Raw genomic sequence first — 20,961 nt, 5'->3', positions numbered from 1 at the left:
GCCCTTGGTGCTAAAAGCTCGGTTTCACCGGATGCGGCGTCAGCTGCAATTCGTGCGTCCAGCAGGACCTGTCTTGCGTGTGCAGATAGTAGAACGCCTCGGCTATCTTCACCGGGTTCATCAGCAATTCCGGCTGTTCCTGCGCGCGCGGCGTCGCCCTCGTGCCGGGTGAGTCTATCGTGCCGTCTATCACCACATTGGCGACATGCACGCCGTACTCGGAATACTCTTCCGTCAGCGCCTGCGCCAGTGTGCGCATCAGCACGCGCGGGTAGTACAGCGACTGCCCCGTGTAGCGCTTTTTGCCCCGCAGCGACGACGAGTTGTTGGAGAACAAGATCGTCCCCTCGCCGCGCTCTCGCATCGCGGGCAGCACTTCCTTGACGACCAAGAAGGGGCCGCTGCTGGATATGTGCTGCGCGGTCTCGAGTATCTCGAACGGGATATGTTCCAGCAGCTCCTTTTCCGGCGGAAGGTCGCGCCCGTCGATGTAGCCCGCGTTGTACACCAGCACATCCGGCTCGCCCGCTTCTTCCCGGATCTGCGCGAAGGCATTCGATATGGATTCCTGGGACGATAGGTCAAGCTCGACGATGATGCTCGCTCCGCCTTGTTCGCCGATGGCTGCCTGCAAGGCTGCCGCGTTCGATGCGTTGCGCGTAGTGAGCACGGTGAGAAAGCCTTCCTGCGCGAACTTCTGCGATATTGCGCCGCCAACGCCCCAGCGCACGCCGACGGGCAGGTCGCTGTCGTCCAAATCCGTGCCATGAATCAGCCGCGTATTGCGCCCGTCCGACTGCCACTTCGATGTCGCGCCAATCACCACCGCGACAGGTTTGCGCTCCGTATTCATTGCAGTATCCTTTCGTCTGCTAATTCGTCATGTGCATTTTAGCCAACAGAAATATAACATGGATGCACAAGACACACAGAATTGACAGGATGCGGAGAATGACAATGAACTTCGACGTACAATCTAATCTCGCTGCAGTGGAGCGCTCGGTGGCGGCGCTAGAGCGCGATGGGCAGCCGGCCGGCGCGGTTACGCTGTCCCGCAGTTTTGACGCGGCAATCGAGGACGTGTGGGACGGGGTTACGAATGCCGAACGGATTTCCCGCTGGTTCACCCCGGTGAGCGGAAATCTGGAGCTTGGTGGACGCTTCCAGTTGGAAGGCAATGCCAGCGGCACAATCACGGCGTGCGAACGGCTGTCGCATTTCGCCGTAACCTGGGAGTTCGGCGGCGATATGAGTTGGGTTGATGTCAGTCTGGAAGCCACGGAAGAAGAGCAAGTTCGCCTGACGCTCACGCATACGGCTATCCTGTCAGCGCACTGGGACGAGTACGGGCCGGGCGCTGCCGGAGTCGGCTGGGAGTGGGGTCTGCTGGGACTCGCGATTCACCTGGAGCGGCCGATAGAGCCAATGCCGGGCGCGGCGGAATTTGTCGCTTCAGACTCTGGCAGGGCGTTCTTCGCAGGCAGCAGCGACGGCTGGGCGATAGCGGCGATAGCGGCTGGGACTGATGCTGATATAGCGCATGCGGCTGCGAGGCGCACGACCGCGTTCTATACGGGCGAATAAGGCGGTAATCCTGTACATCGATGTTAGATCTGCCTGCCGTTCAGCGTCAGCGTGCTTTTGATGGGCACTGCCGTTTCCACAAGGCGCTCGGCGAAGCAGCCGTTCTTTGCCAGCCGGACTACATAAGCGATGTCCACTTCCGGCGCGGGCGAGCTTACTTGGAACTCGGAGCGCACTTCGGTTACGCCGCTGGTTACCGTGCCGGCTAGCACAGAGCCGGACAGATAGTAGTCCATCTCCACATGGACGCGCGCTTCGTCTATGACGATTTTTCTCATTGTAGCGTACCGCTTCAACTGGGTAAGCAGTCAGAAGCCGATGCCCATCGTGATGTATGTCAGCGGCGGCGGGTAGGCGTCATCGCCGCCCATGCGCTCCGGCTCGTCGCAATACACCACGAACTGCTCGCGCTCGCCTCTGTGCAGCATCTTCTCCACATGCTCGCAGTCAACGGCGACCGTGCGCCGCGTCCCGCCGCGTGGCAGTTCGTCTCCGTGCACTTCGTGCGGAATGTCGGTTGTCATGCGTCGTCTCACCTGATTCTCGAATTGTGGATAGTCTCGATAGTCCATCTCAGGTTTGCAGTATATTACATGGCTGCAAAGTGTGGACAGGACGGGAGAGACATTTGCAAAAGGTGGTGGTGGACACATATTTCACCCCCATCCTAACCTTCCCCCATCGAGGGCCCCATCGAGGGGGAAGGGACTTTTGAAATTGTCTGGGACGGGACGGCTGTGGCTTGTCCTATGCTAGAATGCGCCTATGCTAGGATGCGGATTTATGGGTAGGGGATACGATCACATCATCGTTGGCGCCGGGTCTGCGGGCGCGGTGCTTGCCGCGCGGCTGAGCGAGAACGACGACCGCGCCGTGCTGCTGATAGAGGCTGGCGCGGACTATCCGGCGCAGCGGCGCATGCCCGATGCTGTGAAGTACATCTACGGCACGGACACGACCATCTGGGAAGGCGAGCAGATTTGGCACTACCGCGCCCGCGCGACTGACCGTGCCTATATCGACATCCCGCGCGGCAGGGTTACCGGCGGTTCGAGCGCGGTCAACGATGCGCAATTTCTGCGCGCAATGCCCGACGATTTCGACAGATGGGCGAGCCGGGGCAACTCAGAGTGGAGCTACGACAAGGTTCTGCCGTATCTACGCAAGCTCGAAGCCGACCGGGACTTCGCTGACAATTTCCACGGCGCGGATGGACCCATCGTCGCGCACCGGCATCAGCCCGGCGAGTGGGAGCCGCAGCAGCAGGCGTTCTATCAGGCGTGCATCGACGCGGGCTTCGCGGACTGCCCTGACCACAACAAGCCGAACTCGACGGGCGTCGGACCGCTGGCGTTCAACATCGACGACCGCCTGCGTGTCAGCACTGCGATAGCGTACCTAGACCCGGCTCGCGACCGCGCAGGGCTGACCATTATGCCCAACTGCGAGGTGCACGGCGTCGTCTTCGAGGGCAGGCGCGCGGTTGGCGTTCGCGGCATCGGCGAACAGGGCGAGTTCACCGCGCACGGCGACGAAGTGATATTGTGCGCCGGCGCGATAGGCTCGCCGCACATCCTAGCGCTATCCGGAGTGGGACCGGTAGAGCAGCTGCGGCGATTGAGCATTCCGGTCGTGCAAGACATTCCCGGCGTTGGACACAATCTGCGCGACCATCCGGATGTGCCAATGTCTTGGCGCACGCGCGACGGATTCCCGCTGAACACGAACCAGGTCGCCACCGGCACGGTTACGCTGCGCTTTACGGCGACGGATTCGCCACATGACAACGACATCGTGATTTACATGGGCAACTACGCGGCGGACCGACCAATGCGCGGGCAGGACAACCTGCGTCCCACCGGCATTGGCGTGAGCCTGTGCCTGTATCTCGCGGAGAGTTACGGCGAGATGCGATTGCGCTCTCGCAATCCGGCGCAGCAGCCGTACCTCGACTTCAACCTGCTCGACCATCCCTTCGACAGGAAGCGCGTCCGAGAGGCGCTTAGGCTGTGCGCGGACCTGTTCCGCCACGATGCTTTCGGCGGCATAGTGGAGCGGCGCATTGCGCCCGGCGACGATGTGCTGCGCGACGATAGCGCACTGGACGCGTGGATGAAGCGTGAAGTCGTTACCGCGCACCATGTATCCAGCACATGCAAGATGGGTCCGGCGGACGACCCGCAAGCCGTCGTTGACCAATACGGCAAAGTACACGGCATCGAGGGGCTGCGCGTGATAGATGCATCCATTATGCCCGACACCGTCCGCGCCAACCTCAACCTGACCGTCATAGGCATGGCAGAACGCGCGGTGGACTTTATCAGATAATCGTGTACATCCTGTGTATGCTGCTAGGTTGTGTGGACATTTGCGTCATTCCCGTGAAGCATGTCCTCGACCCCGATCGAGGAACGGGAATCCAGAGCCGTAAGATGGAGCCGAATTCGTGCCAATAATGCCATCTGTAAACCACTGGATTCCTGCTTCCGCAGGAATGACGAGTGAAAAATGCAGGAATGACGGCTGAAAATCAGAAATGTCCACAGAGCCTAGTATGTCCTGCCCGTATATCCTGTTAATTGCTGTGCCGTAGCAGGGTCTTTCAGTGTTGTCACTCTGAACGAAGTGAAGAGTCTAAAATCGCTGTGCGAAAACAAGGCAGCTTGTAGTCAGCGATTTTAGATTTCTCGCTTCGCTCGAAATGACATGGTGGACATGGTGAGTGGCTCGAAATGACATGGTGGACATGGCAAATGGCTCGAAATGACATGGTGAGTGACTTGAAATGACATGGCAGAGGAACGCAACAACCGAAAGCCTCTGCGCGCCGTAGTTCCAAGCATTGACCTTGACCCATAGTTTGGGTATATTCGCAGTTAACCGCGATAGACGCTCCTGCTCAGTACTTGGTCCTTGCCCCGATGGTTGTCAGATCCCGCCGCCCTACCAGCGTAAGAAGACGCGAAATCATTGACGCCGCGCGCCTGCTGATAACCGGACACGGCATGCAGTCGCTGACGATTGGTAATCTGGCGCGCGCCGTGGGCGTCAGCGAAGGCGCGATATATCGCCACTTCAGCGGCAAAAAGCGCATACTCGCCGGCGTTATCGAAGACATCGACAGCAAGCTCACGCAGCGCATCGACCTCATCGACGGCGACCCGGACTCCGGTCTGACGCGACTAGGGCAGGTGCTGCACCACAATGTCGCGCCGTCCACGCTGACGGGCGTATCGTACCTCGTTATCGCGGAAGTGCTGATGAACGGCGACGACGAGCTGCGAGACCTGATGCAAGCGTGCATAGACCGGCACTTGTCGATGATAGAGGCGCAGCTTACCGTGGGCGTGCAGAAGGGCGAAGTCAGCGACAGCGTTGACCTGCGCGCCGCCGCATTGCAGTTCTACGGGCTGATACAGGCGGTCAACACGCTCAACCACTTCGGCAGCGAAGACTACCCCGTGGGCGATAGCCACCAGCTCTGGGAGATATTCAAGCACGGCGTATCCAGCCGGTAATTCCTCTTGCGCATCCTGCCTATCTTGTGCATCGATGTCAGTTTTGCTCTCCTTTCTAAGCCTTCCTCCATTGGGCACGGAACTACTTTCCGCGTGCTCAAAGACTAGCTCAAAGTCTCATTGATTTGACCGTTCGCTTCAATATCCTGTATATTTGTCGCGGTATTGAATGCGAGCGTTCACTTACTTGTTGGGCGCAGTATGAGAACTTTACGGAACAAAAGACCAATGTCGAAAGGAGACATGTATGTTATTTCGGAGTAGGGCAAGGTCGTTTGCCCTGATTGCAGCGCTGCTGTCGATAGTCGTAGTCGCGGCTATTGGCTGCGCCGCCGAGCCTGAAATCGTCGAACGAGTCGTCGAAGTCGAAAAAGTGGTGGAGAAGGAAGTACCTGTCGAGGTGGTGAAGGAAGTCGAGAAAGAAGTACAGGTCGAGGTGGTGAAAGAGGTTGAGGTCGAAGTAGAAAAGGAAGTCGAAGTCGTCAAAGAAGTCGAAGTTGAGAGGGTAGTCGAGAAAGAAGTCGAAGTCGTACGTGAAGTCGAGAAGCTTGTGCAGGTAGAGGTAACAGCCGTTCCCTCGCTGCCCAACCTAGAGCCGCAGTTTGGTGGCACGCTTCGCATCGGCTTTTTGGATCAGGGACAGCTAGACCCCATGCTTGCCGGCCTTTCTCAAGCGCAGTCGCCATACGGCGAAATCGCTTACGACAGCGTTGTCATGTACTGGTACGATGGTGAGATTACCCCTTGGGCCGTTGAGTCTTGGTCTTCTAGCGACGACCTGTCTCAGTACACCTTCAAGGTGCGCGCAGGCAACAATTTTCACAACGGCAACCCGCTCACTTCAGCCGACATAAAATATACGCTCGACCGCATCAGAGCGGAAGATTCGGCGTCGCCGCTGAAGGGGCAAATTTCCTACATTGATACGATTGACACGCCTGACGAAAGCACGGTCGTGCTTAACTTGGGCGCGCCCAACGCCTTCCTAATGGGGGACATGACCGACTATCATGCCCGGATTGTGCCGAACGGAATCGCAGGCGAAACTCTCACTGGTGAAGAGTACGGTTCCGGTCCCTATGTGATGACATCGCACAACCCTACCGAGCGTACGACATTCGAGAAGTACACCGACTACTGGCGTGAGGGCAGGCCCTACGCCGACGAGGTCGTCTTCTTCTACATACCGGAGCAGATTACTCGCATAGAGGCGCTTAAGACCGGTGCGCTAGATGTGGTGCCGACTCCTCCGATAGCCTCACTTGGCGCGTTTGCGGGCAACCCCGAAATCCGTATATCCGACACTCCTTCGGCGGATGTGGTCGTCATAGACATGCATACGGCATACTCCCACCTTCAAGGCATAGATGGCTGGGACAAATTCCAAGGCTTGGAAGACCCGATATTCGCCAACAAGAACCTGCGTAAGGCGATGCAGTACGCCGTTGACCGAGACTTCGTAGTCCAGGCGGCGCAGTTCGGGCGAGGCTCGCCGGCAAACGACCACCCCGTCGGCGTCAACGACCAGTATTACTGGGACGAGCAGCCCATAATCAAGCAGGACATCGAAAGAGCAAAGCAGTATCTCGCCGATGCGGGCTATCCCGACGGCATCGAGGTAACGCTGAACACTTCCGACATCGGCTTCCAGCTTGAGGCGGCGCTGGCGTTCAAAGAGTCCGTCGCAGCGGCGGGCATCAATGTGGAAATCGCCACACACGACACCGCTTCGTACTGGGAAGCTCAGTGGATGGATCCTTGCTGCCCGTTCGTAACGAGCAACTGGGGCGGCAGGCCCGCCAATGCTGCGATAGATGTGCAGCTCAGAGGCGGCACCGTCTGGAACGAGTCGTTCTACAACAACCCGCGCCTTGACGAGTTGCTTGACCTTGCGGCGGCGTCCCCGGACCTGGACCAGCGTAAGGAGTATTTCCGCGAAATGCAGGAAATCCTGATCGAGGATGTGCCTGTGCTTTACCTGGCATACTCCCCCGTAATCTGGGCGCACCGCGACAATGTTGGCGGAGTGCAAGCGCATGCCGCGCTCGCCCACTGGCTGATAGAAGAGTGGTGGCTCCTAGAGTAACCGCAATCCGGCGCGTTCCCTCAGGGCGAGCCGAAATCTGGATTCAAACAGTATCATCGTCAAGGTAGCCTTTCCATTCAGGTGGTCATATAGCGATTTCACCCCCATCCTAACCTTCCCCCATCAAGGGGGAAGGGACTATTGTCACCGGAATGGAAACGCTACCCATCGTCAACAGAGAATAGAACAAACGCGGAGACGGCATGGCTAGATTTCTCATAGTAAGGCTCGCGCTTATTGTCGTGACTTTGCTTGCCGTCTCCGTAGCAATCTTTTCGCTCATCGAGTTCGCGCCCGGTGACGCGGCGACAGTCATTCTGGGGCAAGCCGCCACACCTGAGAACACAAAGGCGCTGCGAGAGCGGCTGGGACTGGACAAGCCGCCGCACGAGCGCTACATGAATTGGATAACGGGCGCTTTGCGCGGAGACCTTGGCATCGCCGCCTCGGGCAAGGAAATATCCGGCATTGTCCCGGGCCGTCTATTCAATTCGGCGCTGCTTGCCGTTGGCGCTTTCATGATAGCCGTTCCGCTTGGGCTGGGAATGGGCGTTCTCGTGGGTGTCAAGTCGGACACGCTGATAGACCGATTCCTCACTTTGGGCGGTCTCGTGACTATATCTCTGCCCGAATTCGTGACCGGCATTGTGCTTGTGCTCGTGTTCTCCTCCACGCTGGGCTGGCTGCCGTCGTCGAGCATAATGCTGCCCGGCGAAACCATTATCGGTAACCCGCAAGTGCTGGTGATGCCCATCCTTACGGTAACGGGCGCACTCTTCGCCTACATATTGAGGATGGCGCGCGCCAATGTGATTGAAGTGATGGGCAGCAACTATGTCCGCACTGCGATACTCAAGGGCTTGCCGATGCGCACGGTGGTTGTGCGCCATGTGCTGCCCAACGCTATGCTGCCCACCATAACCGTCATAGCGAACAATGTGGGCTGGCTCTTCGGCGGGCTAATCATCATCGAAAACCTATTCGCATACCCGGGCATGGGCAGTCTGCTCATTCAGGCAATCAACGCCCGCGACATCCGCTTGCTCCAATCAACCGCCATGGTAATCGCCGCCGTGTACGCCTTCAGCAATCTAGCGGCAGACCTTACCTATGGCTGGCTCAACCCAAGAGTGAGGCTGGCATAATGGCAGTTCAAGACTCTGCGCTTCAACCCGAACTGGAAAGCGGCAGACCGTCAACTCTGTTGCGCGCCGCGAATGCCGCGCGAAACGGACTCGCGCTCATCCTCAGAACGAACACGGGGCGCGTAGCCTTTGCAATAGTCCTTGTTCATTTGTTGGTCGCAATCTTGGGACCGTGGATAACGCCGTACCCGCCCACCGAGTACGACCTGCCCGCGCGCTTCAGCGGACCCACCGCGGAACACTGGCTCGGCACCGACGACAAAGGGCGTGATGTGTTGAGCCGCGTGCTCGCCGGCTCTCGCTCAATCGTGTGGATTGCCACGCTTGGCACGATACTGGGTGTTACGCTCGGCACCGTCGTGGGCGTAACCAGCGGATATTTCGGCGGAAAGACAGATCAGATAATCATGCGTTTCGTGGACTGGTTCCTCGCCATCCCGTCGCTGCTTCTCGCCATACTGGTCATCAATATGAGCAGACAGCGATTCAGCGACCTTGACGAATCTTGGCTCGTGATACTCACGATAGGCATATCGTTTATGCCGAACAACAGCCGCGTAATCCGCAGTGCTGCGCTCGCCATAAAGCCGCTTGAGTTCGTGCAGAGCGCGCGGCTGCGGGGCGAACCTACGATATACATCATGTTCCGAGAGATATTGCCGAATGTTCTGCCGGTAGTCGCGGTGGAAGCGGCGATACGCTTGAGTTTCGCGCTGCTGCTTACGGCCGGGCTTGGCTTCCTTGGGCTGGGCGTGCAGCCGCCATCGTCCGACTGGGGCTTGATGGTCAGCGAGAACTTCCGCCACATCGGACAAGTGCCGCTTGCGGCGCTCGCGCCCGGCCTTGCGATGGCGTCGCTCGTCGTCGGCATCAACCTGCTGGCGGACGGCATTCGACAGGCGCAGAACCTGCCTGAAACCGGAGAATAGGGACAACTCGACAACTGCTCTTTCGGCAGTCAAAATCGTCATTCCAGCGCAGGCGGGAATCCAGAAATCGTCGAATTACAGGCGTCCTGAAGATTTCCACCCCCACCCTAACCCTCCCCCATCACGGGGGAGGGGACTTGTGAAATCGTCTAGGAGAGTAGCTCAATGAACCATGCCGCCACCGCCGAAGCGCCGCTGATGCAGATCGAAGATCTTGCGGTTACCTTCCAGACGCCGCGCGGTTCGTTCCGCGCCGTGCGCAGCGCATCGCTGGAAATCGCGCGCGGCGAAGTTCTGGGGCTTGTCGGCGAATCCGGCTGCGGCAAGTCCACCGTCGCTTTCGCGATGATGAGCTACCTGCCCGGCACGGCGCAAGTGTCCGGGGCAATCAGCTTTGAAGGGCAGTCTATCACGGAGTTCAGCGATGCCGAACTGCGCGAACTGCGCGGCAACCGCATCGCCATGGTCTATCAGGACCCGCTGACTTCGCTCAATCCGTCGATGCGCATTGGGCCGCAGATAGTCGAAGTGCTGCGGCATCACCTGGACTTGGACGGGCAGGAAGCGCAGGCGCGCTCCGTCGAACTGTTCGCCAGCGTGGGACTCGCAGACCCGGAGCGTATCGGCAGGCGCTATCCGCACGAGTTGAGCGGCGGGCAGCAGCAGCGCGTGGTCATCGCGATGGCGCTCGCGTGCGACCCGCACCTGCTGATTATGGACGAGCCTACGACGGGCTTGGATGTAACCACAGAGGCGACCATCCTAGACCTTATTGTCGAGCTGAAGGATAGGGTGAACGCGGGCATTCTGTTCGTGAGCCATAATCTCGGTGTAATCGCGCGCGTGGCGGACAGGGTCGCCGTGATGTATGCCGGCGAGATTGTGGAAGAAGCGCCCGTCCGCGACCTGTTCAAGAATCCGCGCCATCCGTACACGGTCGGTTTGCTGTCCTGCTGCCCACAGATGCCCGACGACGATGGGGTAGAGCGGCAGCTCCGCAGCATACCCGGCACGGTGTTCGACGCGCAGAACACGCAGGCGGACGGCTGCCTGTTCGCACCACGCTGCCCGATGGCGACCGACCTGTGCAACGAAACACCGCCGCCCATCGCGCAGGTGTCCGAAGGGCATGTCGCGCGCTGCCACCATCATGTCGATGTCGCGGACGACCTATGGGGCGAGCTTAGAGAACGCCTGACAAAGCCCGCGTCTGACAGCGCGTTCCTTGTGCTGAACGCGGAAGACTTGCGCAAGTTCTACGGCGGCGGTCGCAAGAAGTACATCCTGTTCGGTCCGCCCGTGCGCCCGCCCGTGCGCGCGCTGGTCGATATTGATATGCGGGTCGATGGCGGTCGCACGCTCGGCATTGTGGGCGAGAGTGGCTCCGGCAAGAGCACCGCCGCGCGCGCCATCGTCGGCTTGGAAGCGCGAGACAGAGGCAAGCTCGAACTGCGCGGCGAGGCGCTCGAAGGCGATGTCGGCGACCGCACCGAAGAGCAGCGGTCGTCTATGCGCATGGTCTTCCAAAACCCGACGGCATCGCTCAACCCGAAGCTGCCGATAAAGCACGCGATTACGCGCGCGCTCCGCAAGTTCGCGGGCGTCAGCAGCGCAGAAAGCCAAGAGCGCGCCGAGGAGTTGATGGACGCCGTAGGGCTAGACCCGCTGTATCTCGACAGACGTCCATCCGAGTTGAGCGGCGGCCAGCAGCAGCGAGTCGCCTTGGCAAGCGCATTCGCCGCCAACCCGGACCTTGTTGTCGCGGACGAAGCCGTGTCCGCGCTCGACGTGTCGGTGCAGGCGCAAGTGCTTAATCTGCTTGAGCAGCACCAGCGCGAGACCGGCAATTCGTATGTTTTCATCACGCACGACCTTGGTGTGGTGCGCTATGTGTCGGACGATATCCTCGTGCTGTACGCAGGTCATGTCGCGGAATACGGTCCCTCGGATTCGGTGCTGTCCGCGCCGTCGCACCCGTACACGGAGGCGTTGCTATCCGCCGCGCCGGTGCCGGACCCGGACGCCGAGCCGACGCACATACGCCTTGAAGGTTCGGTGCCAACGCTGCGCTCCGCGTTCAAGGGCTGCTTCTTCGCCGGTAGGTGCCCGCGCAAGATTGGCGACATCTGCGACAATGAGCCGCCGCCCGAGCAGCGGGGTCCCGGCGGCGCAACCCACACCATAAACTGCCACATCCCCATCGCCGACCTAGAACGCCTGCAACTATCAGACAGCGCGGTCAATACCAGCGCCGCGGACTGATAGGCATAAGGATGTAATTTCCCCATACCGGGTTCTGTGGACATTCGCCCAGATACGCTTATAATGTCATTCCAAACGCAGTGAGGAATCTGAAATCGTTGTATATAAGCCTATTTTCGGACTTTAGATTTCTCGCTTTCGCTCGAAATGACAGTTATAAATCGCATTTGTGACATCGTCTTAATCTAGGTGTGAGGACATACCCCATGAACGCCAATCTAATGAAGAGCAAGCTGCTTGCCGGACAGCCCGCGTTCGGCGTATCGGTGATGTTTCCCAGTCCGCATGTCGTGGACATCGTGGGCAGACTCGGCTTCGACTGGGTGCTTATCGATTGCGAGCATGGCTCCATCTCGCTGGAAAGCGTGGAGCTGATGGTGATGGCAGCGGAGACCGCCGGCATCACGCCTATCGCGAGACCGCCGGTGAACTCGTTCGAGGCGATAGGGCAGCTGATGGATCGCGGGGTGATGGGCGTGCAAGTGCCACATGTTAACACCGCCGCAGACGCCTGCCGCGCGGTCGAGGCGGTCAAGTATCACCCGCTAGGCGATAGGGGACTCGCCGCCGGAGTGCGCGCCGCTTCATACGGCTACGGCATGTCAATGTCCGAATACGCCGAGCAGTCCAACCGCGAGACGCTGGTCTGCGTGCAGCTGGAAGAGGGCGAAGCGGTGCGGAACGTGGACGAGATTGTGCAGGTCGAAGGCGTGGATGTGTTCTTCGTCGGACCGTCGGACTTGTCGCAATCGCTGGGATACCCCGGTCAGCCCGACACGCCCGTAGTGCGCAACGCCATGGACAGCGTATTCGCCACGATAGCCGCAGCAGGCAAGGTGTCCGGCTCCGCAGGCAACGCAACCGCCACGCGCCGCTACCTGTCGCAGGATGTGACCTACCTCTACACCCACCTGACGACGCTGCTATCATCCGCCGCCGGTGCGTTCTTGGACGATGTGGCGAAGTGACCGGCGCCGCTGATGCAAAGCAGCTGGGGTAGGGGAGTGGTGGAGATTCTTCACACCCATCCTAACCTTCCCTTGATAGGGTAAGGGAATTGTCGAACTCGCGCGATGCGCTATTGGGGCATGGGGGCGCGCTACGCCCGACAGCGCGTTCGACAATGTGGCTTACAGCACATGCGCCAGCGCCTCTACATCAACATGCTCGTCCAATAGCTGCGTGCAGCGCTTTAGCTTGTCGGGGTGGCTGAAATTGCTGCTGTCTATCAGGCTGTCCAAGCGCGCCATGGTGTCCAGGGTGTCTGTCTGCACTAGGATTATTGGCGTTTCTTCCTGCTCGGCTTCGTATCGTACATACTCGATCGGCGTGATGCCGCCAGTCGCAACTAGGCAAGCGGTGTAGCCGGGCGCCGTCAATGCGGACATCTGCAAGTCGGGCCTGTCGCCGCGAACTATGGCGGCGCGCTTGTCGTGGATGCCGTAGTAGTATTCGCCCGGGTCGAGGCTCATTCCGCCAACCATCAGATACTCCACCAATGCGTCGTCTTCCACTTCCTCGCTGATGAACTCGCCGCTGAGATGCGCCGCAATCTGGCTGACGCTCACTCCGAGCAGGCAGCGGTCTTCCGGTATCAGCCCGAGCATTCGTGCGCCGCGAGACGACGCCTGCGCCATTATCTGCGGCGCTAGGTTGTCGCGCGCATCGCTGCCCATGTACTGCGTTACGCCGTTGATGATGTAGCCCGCGACTCGCCCGCCAAACGGTATGCCCGCTGACAGTACCGCGCCGTGCGACAGCGATGTGTCGTATCGCGCTATCACCAGCACCTTCGCATCCACATCGTCGCACAGAGTTCGAGCCAGATTACCATCCAAGTCGTTCGCGCCTTCCACCAGCACGATGTCGTTCGCGGCTGACAGCGCGCTTATCGCCGATGTCGCATCGCTCATGGAGTCGGCTGCGTTCGAAGCGGTGGCAATTGGCCAGCCCTGTGTATTCGCGCCAAGCAAGTCTGCGTACTGCGCGGCGTCCGTGTCGCCCTCGCCGTCCGCGAAAGGCTTTATGACCGCGACTGACTTGTCCTGTGCCTTCAACAGCGTCGCCAAGCCCATGCTCAGCGCCGTCTTGCCCGCGTTTGGCCGGTCCGATACGACATATAGGATGCTCATTCACCGCTCCCGTGAACTGCTACAAACTGTTTGTGCCTTGCCGCCGCAATTATACCAAAATTGAAACTGACATGGATGGACAGGACATTTAGGATAAGTGCCTTTCGGTTGTCACGCTGAACGAAGTGAAGGGTCTAAAATCGCTGTGTGGAAACAAACCTGTCCGTAGTCAGCGCGTTTAGATTTCTCGCTCCGCTCGAAATGACAGAATAATCGAAAGACCATACATTCAGGATAAAGCGCTATCAACCCATCCCGTTCATCCCGTATATCCAGTCAGTATTTCAGGTCGGTATTTCTTACAGCCGGCGTAACGACGGGAACAGCGTCATTAGCGCGGCGGCTACGACGACGACCATGCCGCAGGCTATCAGCGTGGCGGTGGGCGCGCCCATGTTCTCGGAGATAATGCCCGCCGTCAAGTTGCCCAGCGGCATCGCGCCGAATGTCATTATGTATATGCCCGACACCCTGCCGCGTATCCCATCCGGCAATATGCTCTGCATTGTTGCGCTCGTTATCGAGAAAAAGCCCATCGTGCCCATGCTGCCGATCGCGATTATCGGATACGCCAAGGTGATTGACGAGTTGAGCGCGAATGCCGCCATTGACGCGCATATCAGCGCGATGCAGCCGATTATCATCAAGCCCTTGCGCTGCACGTCGCCCAGTGACGCGAGCACCAGTGTGCCGGTCAAAAAGCCCGCGCCGACAGACGACATCAGCAAGCCGAGTGTCGCGGGTCCGACGGCGTACACCTCCGCCGCGTACACCGGAATCAGCCCGTGCAAGAACGGTGATACCAAGACGGCGGGCAAAAAGCCGAGCAGCAGCAGACCGAGTACGACCGGCGTCTCGCGGATGTAGCGCACGCCCTCGAGTATCTGCGCGAACGCGGCACGTGGGTTTAGGCTAGACTTGCTCTCCGGCGCGAATGCGTTGAGTCCCAGCGCAAGCGCCGCCGCGGTCGCGACCAGCACGCCTTGCAGCATCAACGCCAAACCCGCGCCTGCGAATGCGAGCAGCGCGCCGCCGACTGCGGGTATCGCGAGCCGCGTGATGCTGAACGCCAGCGAGTTCAGCGCGAATGCGTTCACCAGGTTGTGGCGCGGCACAATCGAAGGTATCAGCGCCATTCGCGCCGGATCGACTATCACCCAGCCGATGCCCATCAGGAATATGAAGCCGAACACATGCCAAGCGTTCACATCGCCGAGCAGCACCAGCCCGCCGAATCCCAGCGCGAGCAGCGACTGATACGCGAACACGCCCGCCAGCAGTTTGCGCTTGTCCCACCTGTCCACCAGCAAGCCGCCGAGCGGTCCTGCTATCAGGATGGGCAGCGCGTCCAAGCCCATCGCGAGGCTCGTAAGCAGCGCCGATTGCGTGAGTTCGTATGTCAGCCAGCCGATGATGACCTGCTGCATCCAGAACGCGCCGCTGAAGAACAACGTGGACGCCCATAGGAAGCGGTAGTCGCGGTGCAGCAGCGAATCGAAGGTATGCACCCGCATCGGGCGCACGCGGGGAACGCGCGGCTTGCGGATGTGCGGACGCAGCCGGCGACGTGGCAGAACACGCTCCGCGTCCGGATCGGCAGGCGCGACGAGAATCTCGCCTACCGGATGCGCGGTGGCGACGTCCTGCTGCTCCGGCGTGGGCGCAATGCTCACATCGGGAGCGGGAACATCAGTTGAAACGAGGCTCTTGACCGTCGGCTCTGCGCCGTCGGCACTGGTGGGGTTAGGAGTAAGGTCAGTAACTAATGAGTAGCTTTCAGGTTTGCGAAACGCGCCAGACCCGTTCTCATTCACTTGTGTTTTCTTTACACCTCATCCGGTAAAAGTTTCAGCTACTGCTTGAGCCTGACGCTATGCAAATCAGGTGAATAAGATTCTAGCAAAGGTTCAGAACATTGCACAGGGTTAATTAGCGCAATTTTCACAGGGAATTAACATCGATGTACGGGATGCACAGGATGATGGACATCCCCTGGGGGAAGGTTGGGATGGGGGAATGACGCGAGATGACCTTATCGCAGCCACCCTGCCCACAGCCTTCGCTCGACCTCATTCCCAATCGACTCCGTAAGCGCCTCAGCCGCCGGGTTCAGCAGCAGTTGGCGCAGGCTGCGGCGCGGGCGGAAATAGACCGGCTTGCGCGGCGCGCCCGAAATCTCCGCCGCGATGTCCAGCGCGCGGTCGAGGTCGCCCAGTTCATCGACAAGCCCGACTTCCTTCGCTCGCGGCGCCCAATACACCTCGCCCGTGGCGATGCGGCGCACATCGTCTTCGCTCATATTGCGCGCCTTCGCCACGATGCCGACGAAAGTGCTGTACGAATCGTCAATCAGCGCCTGCATCTTCGCTTCCTCTTCGGGCGTGGCGTCTCGCCAGAACGCGCCGATGTCTTTATGCTCCGCGCTCTTGTTCACATTCACGCCCACGCCCATGCGCTGCATAAGTTCTTGAAGCGCCGGACGCACCGAGATGACGCCGATAGAGCCGACGATAGCGGCGTGGCTGGCGATAATCTTGTGCGCGGCGCAACTGATATAGTACGCGCCGGACGCGCCAAGCCCTCGGATGCTCGCGACGACCGGCTTCTTCTCCGCGACCTTCAGCACGCTGCGATAAAGATAATCGGACGCGGACACGCCGCCGCCGGGCGAATCGATGTCCAGCACAAGCGCGCGGATATTGTCGTCCTGCGCGATAGTGGCGAAAATCTGCTCATAAGTCGGCGACTTAATCTGCCCGCCGATACTGCCGAAGAGTTCTACTACGGCGATTCTGTTTCGCATTTTTCGGGTGGCTCTGAGTACAAGCAAGGTGGTGCTCCGTTCAATTGATTTGTCGGGTAACTTGGGCTTTCATTGTAGCAAGTTTTCAGTGAAGAAACGGAGTGCTACCATGCCGTCTGTATTGCAAGCCCCACGCTATCGGGTGACGGCGAGCCGAATGTCCAACGACTCAAGCACTTTGAACAGCGTGTCGATGCGCGGGTTGCCTTCGTCGGACAGCGCGCGATACAGAGATTGCCTTCCCAAGCCTGTGTTTTCCGAGATGGAAGACATACCCTTCGCGCGGGCGACATTGCCGAGCGCCTTTGTGAAATACTTGGGATCGCTCATTTCCAGCGCGACATTCAAATACTCGACAAGGGCTTCGTCGCTGTCGAGGAAATCGACTATATCGAATTCTCTGAGTTGCATAGCGCGTTTTCTCCTAGATTTCAGTTACCATACGCTGCGCGCGTCTTATGTCGCGCCGTTGGCTGGATTTATCGCCGCCGCAGAGCAGAATCGCCACAGTGCGTTGGCGAACAGTGTAATATACCCTGTATCCTTGACCTACATCGACGCGAAGTTCGCTCACACCGCGCCCGACGGATCTATGGTCGCCCGATTTGCCATATTCGGCCGTCTTCGATGCGCTCGATACAGGAGAGAATGGTAAATTTGGTGTGTTGGTCTCGTAGTCCTTTTATCCAAGACTCGAAGACTTCGGTATAGACGACGTTCATGTTCATCATTGTCGCATATAAGAGACACTATGCCAAGTAGTGGAGGGCAGGGCTACGGCGGGTTGTCTATGAAATCCCTCAGAGCCTTGAAGTAAGCTTCACCGCCCACTCTGTGCGTGTCGTCGTGGGTCGCGCCCTTTATCTCGTAGAATAGCTTTGGCTCATTCGCTGCGTTAAACAGCTCCCTACCCATGCGAATCGGAACGGTGACATCCTTATCACCATGTACAATCATCACCGGACTGTGTATGCGCGGCATCTTTTTGATGGAGTCGAACCTGCTCTTAACAAGCAGGCGAGACGGGACGAAGAATGTAATCGCCGGTCGATTATAGCGCGCCATGGCATCTACCGATGTGAATGAAGACTCGAGTATGACTGCCTTGACGCGATGGCGCATTGCCAGCTCCGCGACCACGCAGCCGCCCAGCGAGCGCCCGAAGAGTACCAGCCTGTCATGGTCTATATCATCCCGTGAGCGCAGGTACTCCAGCGCACCCTCTCCGTCGCTGTACACGCCCTTTTCGGACGGCTTGCCATCGCTGAGACCGTATCCCCGGTAGTCGAATATGAACACATTCGCGCCGACGTGCTGGTAGAGGAGCATCATGTTGTACACGCGGTTGCTGATATTGCCCGCGTTGCCGTGAAACCAGACGAGAGTATCGTCGCCTCTGCCGGGGATGAACCAGCCGTGCAGCTGTGTGCCGTCGGCTGCGGAGAAATACACCTCCTCGAAGTGCATACCCAGGTCGTCAGGAGTATTCGTTATCTCCTTCGTTGGGAAGAACGCCAGCCATCTGTCGAACAAGTAACTTTCCCTCGCTACTGCTGCCGCAACAAGAACCAAAGCCGCAGACAACACCCAAACTCGGGCCGCTTTATTTAGCCTCTTTATCTTGTCCATCCATGTTCGTCGATGCCTACGGCGTCTGCGCGCCCTTTGCGTTTAGCACGATTGAGTACAGCGACTTGTCGGCGCAGATGTATAGGCGGTTCTTGTCAGGTCCGCCGAAGCAGCAGTTGGCGTTGCGGTCTTCGGGCACCAGAATCTTGCCCAGCAACTCGGCGTCGGGGCTGTACACATGGATGCCGTCCGCCGCGCTCGTGAAGATGTTGCCGTCCGTGTCGCATCGGAATCCGTCCGACTTGCCCGGGCTGACGACCGCAAACTCGCGACCATTCGTCAGCTGCCTGCCGTCTTCCACATCGAACGCCATGATGTTTCCAGGCTCGCCGGTGTCCGCGACATACAGTATGCTCTCGTCCGGCGAGAAAGCGATGCCGTTGGGCCTGTCCATCGAATCCACCACGACCTCAAGCGCGCCCGTGTCCGGCTCGAGGCGGAACACGAAGCAGCCGGTGAGTTCGCTGTCCGATTTGTGCCCTTCGCGGTCGCTGAGGATGCCGTACGGCGGATCGGTGAACCAGATAGTGCCATCCGACTTGACCACCAGGTCGTTCGGCGAATTGAGCCTATTGCCCTCGTAGTTGTCGGCGAGCGTAACAACCGCGCCGTCGTGCTCGGTACGGCTGACGCGGCGATTGCCATGCTCGCAGCTCACTAACCGCCCTTCGAGGTCGCGGTAGTGCCCATTCGTAAAGCCCGCCGGCTGCCGAAAGACCGAAACGCCGTCCGCGTCCGAATATCGCAGCATGCGGTCGTTCGGAATGTCGCTCCAAAGCAAATAGTCCCCCTCCGCGAAATAGACGGGACCTTCCGCCCACTCCATCCCGGTGAAGTGCTTGACCAACTCCGCGTTATCCGGAATCATCGCAGCGAAGCGGTCATCATATATCTCGAAACCTTCTCGTTGTGCTGGCACGGTGGCAACTCCTTGAATTGGTTGGGCTAACAGGATGTGTACAGGATGGATAGGACGATAATATAGGATACAGGCGGGATTTGTGAACTTGTGGCGGGCGTCAAACCGACCGCTCAATCGTCTCTGCCAGCCAAGCGTTGAGGCTCTTGCCTTCAGACTTCGCAACGGCATTCGCCGCCCTGTGAACCTCCGGGCTAATCCTGAGAGGGATTCGTCCTGAAAAGGGCTTGTCCGGCTCTTGTCCCCTTTCGGCGCACATGGCGAGATAGTCGTCTATCGAAAATCGGAATTCCTTGTTCAAATCCTCTACTGAAGTCCCCTCGAAGAAAATCACATCGCGCGTATCGATAACCTCTCCGTGAAAAAGCTTTGCCTCATCGTCATATTTGAAAATGGCTTGGTAGCCTTTGTATTTCATCACGGTTCTATGCCTGCCTCTCTCAGGAATCTTCTCATCGCCTCTACTGCGCCCCTTGTAGCCTCCGGGCGAGGATGCGGACGATGAGCATGCGCCCGAACGCCGTTCAGCTCAATTCCTATTCTTGACCCGGCGCGTTCTTCTATGTCCGCGCCACATGCAAGAAGCAGTGACTCTATATCATCCCATCGAATTCCCGACTGGGTAGGGTGTCGGGAAATCGCTTCCAGCGTTCTGCGATGCCTTCTCCTCATGCGTCAATCATATCATGAAATGATATTGTTCAGACAACTTAGCGTATCATGGATGAACTGAATGAACAGGATATGCAGTATAATTCGGCGTAGCAAATGTGTCTAACGGGCAAGCAAGTATAGCGAGAACGCAAGGCTTTTCTCATGCGAAACATATTCAGAGGCTTGAAATCGGTCGTGGGCGGCGGGCGTAATAGCGGTTCGCCGGACGACTACGGCGCGCTGCGTGACATTGAGAACCACGCGGTCAAGATCGCGCGCGAGGCGGGGGAGATTCTGCGCTGGCACTTCGAGCGCGCGCTGAATGTGGAGTACAAGGACGACAAGAAGAGCGACCCCGTAACCAACGCCGACTACGAGTGCCAGCGATACCTGCAAAACGAGATTGCCAAGCGCTTCCCCGATCACGGCATTTTGGGCGAAGAAGACGACGCCAACGCGCGCGAAAGAGCGGACAGTCAGCCCGCGCCCGATTTCGTCTGGGTGCTGGACCCGCTGGACGGCACGCGTAACTTCCTGTCCGGCTTGCCGATATACGCCAGTTCCATCGGCGTGCTGTACCGTGGTGCGCCCATCGCGGCGGCGGTGTTCATGCCCTGGCCCAGCGATGTCGGCAGCATCGTGATGCACGCGCGCAAGGGCGGCGGCACGCGCATCGACGGCACACGCGTGCCCGCGTTGACGGCGGATGCTCCGGACGGCAACAGGCTTGTTACGCTGCCCGGCGGCTTTGGTGCGCTGTTCGATGTGCGCAAGCAGTTGCGCGGTAAGGTGGGCGAGCTGCGAATGACCGGCAGCATCGCATACGAGCTTGCGATGGTGGCTAAGGGCGTAACGCAGTACACGATAACCACCGCGCCGTTCCTGTGGGACGCGGCGGGCGGTTCGCTGCTGGTGATGGAAGCCGGCGGCATTGTGCTGCAAGGCGGACGCCGAAAGCTGCTGGGCAGACTGCCTATCGCCCTGAGCTGGCAGCCGCTGGAATCGTTCGCGCCATCGTGGACAAGCGGAACAACCACAATGAAAGAACTCCGAGAATGGCGAGCGCCACTCCTGCTAGGCAGCCCAAGCATAGCGCGCTATGTAGCCGCCAACCTCCGCGGCAAGACAGACATCAAGCGCCAAATCAGGCGTCGCCTATCCCGAGGGCGTAAGTAGGGCGGCGCTTCTCCCAGTGTGCCAATTGCAAGTAGATGTGGGGGCGGCGTCCTGCGGTAGGGAAGCGACGGGAAGGAAATGATGGATGAAGACGATTTCACAAATCCCGTTGCCCGCCGTACTG

The 20,961-nt window shown here is 59.0% G+C and carries 20 protein-coding genes and 1 pseudogene; 9 read left to right on the top strand and 12 right to left on the bottom strand.

The genetic code is table 11. The features are described from left to right. Nucleotides 1-10: 10 nt before the first annotated feature. Entirely contained in the window at nt 11-853 is an 843-nt protein-coding gene (locus F4X57_01980; protein MYC05941.1) for an SDR family NAD(P)-dependent oxidoreductase, read from the bottom strand. A 104-nt stretch (nt 854-957) separates the two neighbouring features. Here F4X57_01980 and F4X57_01975 point away from each other — a divergent pair, with 104 nt between their 5' ends. Further along, nucleotides 958-1,584 carry an SRPBCC family protein gene (locus F4X57_01975; GenBank protein ID MYC05940.1) on the top strand — a complete coding sequence of 209 codons (627 nt, stop codon included), beginning with the start codon at nt 958-960 and terminating at the stop codon, nt 1,582-1,584. Nucleotides 1,585-1,607: 23 nt separating this feature from the next. On the opposite strand, the gene F4X57_01970 is transcribed toward F4X57_01975, so the two are convergent. Together F4X57_01970 and F4X57_01965 are read right to left on the bottom strand one after the other, a co-directional pair. Beyond that, entirely contained in the window at nt 1,608-1,862 is a 255-nt protein-coding gene (locus tag F4X57_01970; GenBank protein ID MYC05939.1) for a hypothetical protein, read from the bottom strand. A 30-nt stretch (nt 1,863-1,892) separates the two neighbouring features. Further along, nucleotides 1,893-2,108, bottom strand: coding sequence for a hypothetical protein (locus F4X57_01965; protein ID MYC05938.1), 216 nt, complete (start codon nt 2,106-2,108; stop codon nt 1,893-1,895). A gap of 259 nt (nt 2,109-2,367) precedes the next feature. On the opposite strand from F4X57_01965, the gene mftG reads away from it, so the two are divergent. The 7 genes from mftG (at nt 2,368) to F4X57_01930 (ending at nt 12,492) form a co-directional block, all read left to right on the top strand. Further along, nucleotides 2,368-3,912 (top strand): mycofactocin system GMC family oxidoreductase MftG, encoded by a 1,545-nt coding sequence (mftG, locus tag F4X57_01960; protein ID MYC05937.1) that lies wholly within the window; start codon nt 2,368-2,370, stop codon nt 3,910-3,912. Between the two features lie 593 nt (nt 3,913-4,505). Beyond that, nucleotides 4,506-5,102, top strand: coding sequence for a TetR/AcrR family transcriptional regulator (locus F4X57_01955; GenBank protein MYC05936.1), 597 nt, complete (start codon nt 4,506-4,508; stop codon nt 5,100-5,102). Nucleotides 5,103-5,349: 247 nt separating this feature from the next. Beyond that, nucleotides 5,350-7,188 carry an ABC transporter substrate-binding protein gene (locus F4X57_01950; protein MYC05935.1) on the top strand — a complete coding sequence of 613 codons (1,839 nt, stop codon included), beginning with the start codon at nt 5,350-5,352 and terminating at the stop codon, nt 7,186-7,188. A gap of 203 nt (nt 7,189-7,391) precedes the next feature. Continuing rightward, complete coding sequence (locus F4X57_01945) at nt 7,392-8,333, top strand: ABC transporter permease (protein MYC05934.1); 942 nt, start codon at nt 7,392-7,394, stop codon at nt 8,331-8,333. After that, a complete protein-coding gene (locus F4X57_01940) occupies nt 8,333-9,262 on the top strand; it encodes an ABC transporter permease (protein ID MYC05933.1) in 930 nt (309 codons plus the stop codon). The genes F4X57_01945 and F4X57_01940 overlap by 1 nt, the downstream gene beginning before the upstream one ends. A 165-nt stretch (nt 9,263-9,427) precedes the next feature. Continuing rightward, nucleotides 9,428-11,524 (top strand): ABC transporter ATP-binding protein, encoded by a 2,097-nt coding sequence (locus F4X57_01935; GenBank protein MYC05932.1) that lies wholly within the window; start codon nt 9,428-9,430, stop codon nt 11,522-11,524. A 221-nt stretch (nt 11,525-11,745) separates the two neighbouring features. Next, nucleotides 11,746-12,492: a 2-dehydro-3-deoxyglucarate aldolase gene (locus tag F4X57_01930; GenBank protein MYC05931.1), complete on the top strand. Its 747-nt coding sequence runs from the start codon at nt 11,746-11,748 to the stop codon at nt 12,490-12,492. Between the two features lie 162 nt (nt 12,493-12,654). Here F4X57_01930 and F4X57_01925 read toward each other — a convergent pair whose 3' ends face one another. From F4X57_01925 to F4X57_01885, 9 genes and pseudogenes are all read right to left on the bottom strand, one after another. After that, a complete protein-coding gene (locus tag F4X57_01925) occupies nt 12,655-13,656 on the bottom strand; it encodes a phosphotransacetylase family protein (GenBank protein ID MYC05930.1) in 1,002 nt (333 codons plus the stop codon). Nucleotides 13,657-13,955: 299 nt separating this feature from the next. After that, on the bottom strand, nt 13,956-15,470 hold the full coding sequence (locus F4X57_01920; protein MYC05929.1) for an MFS transporter: 1,515 nt from the start codon (nt 15,468-15,470) through the stop codon (nt 13,956-13,958). A gap of 218 nt (nt 15,471-15,688) precedes the next feature. Further along, the gene (gene sppA, locus F4X57_01915; GenBank protein MYC05928.1) at nt 15,689-16,459 is read right to left on the bottom strand and encodes a signal peptide peptidase SppA; all 771 of its coding nucleotides are present in this window, start codon (nt 16,457-16,459) and stop codon (nt 15,689-15,691) included. A 135-nt stretch (nt 16,460-16,594) separates the two neighbouring features. Further along, nucleotides 16,595-16,870 (bottom strand): putative addiction module antidote protein, encoded by a 276-nt coding sequence (locus tag F4X57_01910; GenBank protein ID MYC05927.1) that lies wholly within the window; start codon nt 16,868-16,870, stop codon nt 16,595-16,597. Between the two features lie 13 nt (nt 16,871-16,883). After that, a pseudogene (locus tag F4X57_01905) lies at nt 16,884-17,187 on the bottom strand (type II toxin-antitoxin system RelE/ParE family toxin). Between the two features lie 46 nt (nt 17,188-17,233). Continuing rightward, nucleotides 17,234-18,088 (bottom strand): alpha/beta hydrolase, encoded by an 855-nt coding sequence (locus F4X57_01900; GenBank protein ID MYC05926.1) that lies wholly within the window; start codon nt 18,086-18,088, stop codon nt 17,234-17,236. A gap of 16 nt (nt 18,089-18,104) precedes the next feature. After that, nucleotides 18,105-18,956: an SMP-30/gluconolactonase/LRE family protein gene (locus F4X57_01895; GenBank protein ID MYC05925.1), complete on the bottom strand. Its 852-nt coding sequence runs from the start codon at nt 18,954-18,956 to the stop codon at nt 18,105-18,107. 151 nt (nt 18,957-19,107) lie between these two features. Beyond that, complete coding sequence (locus tag F4X57_01890; GenBank protein ID MYC05924.1) at nt 19,108-19,425, bottom strand: type II toxin-antitoxin system HicB family antitoxin; 318 nt, start codon at nt 19,423-19,425, stop codon at nt 19,108-19,110. Next, nucleotides 19,425-19,679 (bottom strand): addiction module toxin, HicA family, encoded by a 255-nt coding sequence (locus F4X57_01885; GenBank protein ID MYC05923.1) that lies wholly within the window; start codon nt 19,677-19,679, stop codon nt 19,425-19,427. Before F4X57_01885 ends, F4X57_01890 begins: the two co-directional genes overlap by 1 nt. Before the next feature lie 144 nt (nt 19,680-19,823). Between F4X57_01885 and F4X57_01880 the strand changes: the two genes are divergently transcribed. Further along, a complete protein-coding gene (locus F4X57_01880) occupies nt 19,824-20,837 on the top strand; it encodes an inositol monophosphatase (protein ID MYC05922.1) in 1,014 nt (337 codons plus the stop codon). Nucleotides 20,838-20,961: the final 124 nt, after the last annotated feature.

The organism is Chloroflexota bacterium, assembly GCA_009840355.1.
Classification (GTDB): domain Bacteria; phylum Chloroflexota; class Dehalococcoidia; order Lucifugimonadales; family JADFKI01; genus Bin90.
This window is presented reverse-complemented; position numbering and strand designations above follow the sequence as displayed.

Bases quoted from the DNA above. Each gene is read 5' to 3' on its own strand.
- F4X57_01900 (MYC05926.1), bottom strand. From the start codon at position 18,088: ATGGACAAGATAAAGAGGCTAAATAAAGCGGCCCGAGTTTGGGTGTTG.
- sppA (MYC05928.1), bottom strand. From the start codon at position 16,459: ATGCGAAACAGAATCGCCGTAGTAGAACTCTTCGGCAGTATCGGCGGG.
- F4X57_01950 (MYC05935.1), top strand. From the start codon at position 5,350: ATGTTATTTCGGAGTAGGGCAAGGTCGTTTGCCCTGATTGCAGCGCTG.
- F4X57_01880 (MYC05922.1), top strand. From the start codon at position 19,824: ATGCGAAACATATTCAGAGGCTTGAAATCGGTCGTGGGCGGCGGGCGT.
- F4X57_01945 (MYC05934.1), top strand. From the start codon at position 7,392: ATGGCTAGATTTCTCATAGTAAGGCTCGCGCTTATTGTCGTGACTTTG.
- F4X57_01980 (MYC05941.1), bottom strand. From the start codon at position 853: ATGAATACGGAGCGCAAACCTGTCGCGGTGGTGATTGGCGCGACATCG.
- F4X57_01955 (MYC05936.1), top strand. From the start codon at position 4,506: ATGGTTGTCAGATCCCGCCGCCCTACCAGCGTAAGAAGACGCGAAATC.
- F4X57_01925 (MYC05930.1), bottom strand. From the start codon at position 13,656: ATGAGCATCCTATATGTCGTATCGGACCGGCCAAACGCGGGCAAGACG.
- F4X57_01895 (MYC05925.1), bottom strand. From the start codon at position 18,956: ATGATTCCGGATAACGCGGAGTTGGTCAAGCACTTCACCGGGATGGAG.
- F4X57_01890 (MYC05924.1), bottom strand. From the start codon at position 19,425: ATGAAATACAAAGGCTACCAAGCCATTTTCAAATATGACGATGAGGCA.
- F4X57_01975 (MYC05940.1), top strand. From the start codon at position 958: ATGAACTTCGACGTACAATCTAATCTCGCTGCAGTGGAGCGCTCGGTG.
- F4X57_01930 (MYC05931.1), top strand. From the start codon at position 11,746: ATGAAGAGCAAGCTGCTTGCCGGACAGCCCGCGTTCGGCGTATCGGTG.
- F4X57_01970 (MYC05939.1), bottom strand. From the start codon at position 1,862: ATGAGAAAAATCGTCATAGACGAAGCGCGCGTCCATGTGGAGATGGAC.
- F4X57_01965 (MYC05938.1), bottom strand. From the start codon at position 2,108: ATGACAACCGACATTCCGCACGAAGTGCACGGAGACGAACTGCCACGC.
- F4X57_01885 (MYC05923.1), bottom strand. From the start codon at position 19,679: ATGAGGAGAAGGCATCGCAGAACGCTGGAAGCGATTTCCCGACACCCT.
- mftG (MYC05937.1), top strand. From the start codon at position 2,368: ATGGGTAGGGGATACGATCACATCATCGTTGGCGCCGGGTCTGCGGGC.
- F4X57_01940 (MYC05933.1), top strand. From the start codon at position 8,333: ATGGCAGTTCAAGACTCTGCGCTTCAACCCGAACTGGAAAGCGGCAGA.
- F4X57_01910 (MYC05927.1), bottom strand. From the start codon at position 16,870: ATGCAACTCAGAGAATTCGATATAGTCGATTTCCTCGACAGCGACGAA.
- F4X57_01935 (MYC05932.1), top strand. From the start codon at position 9,428: ATGAACCATGCCGCCACCGCCGAAGCGCCGCTGATGCAGATCGAAGAT.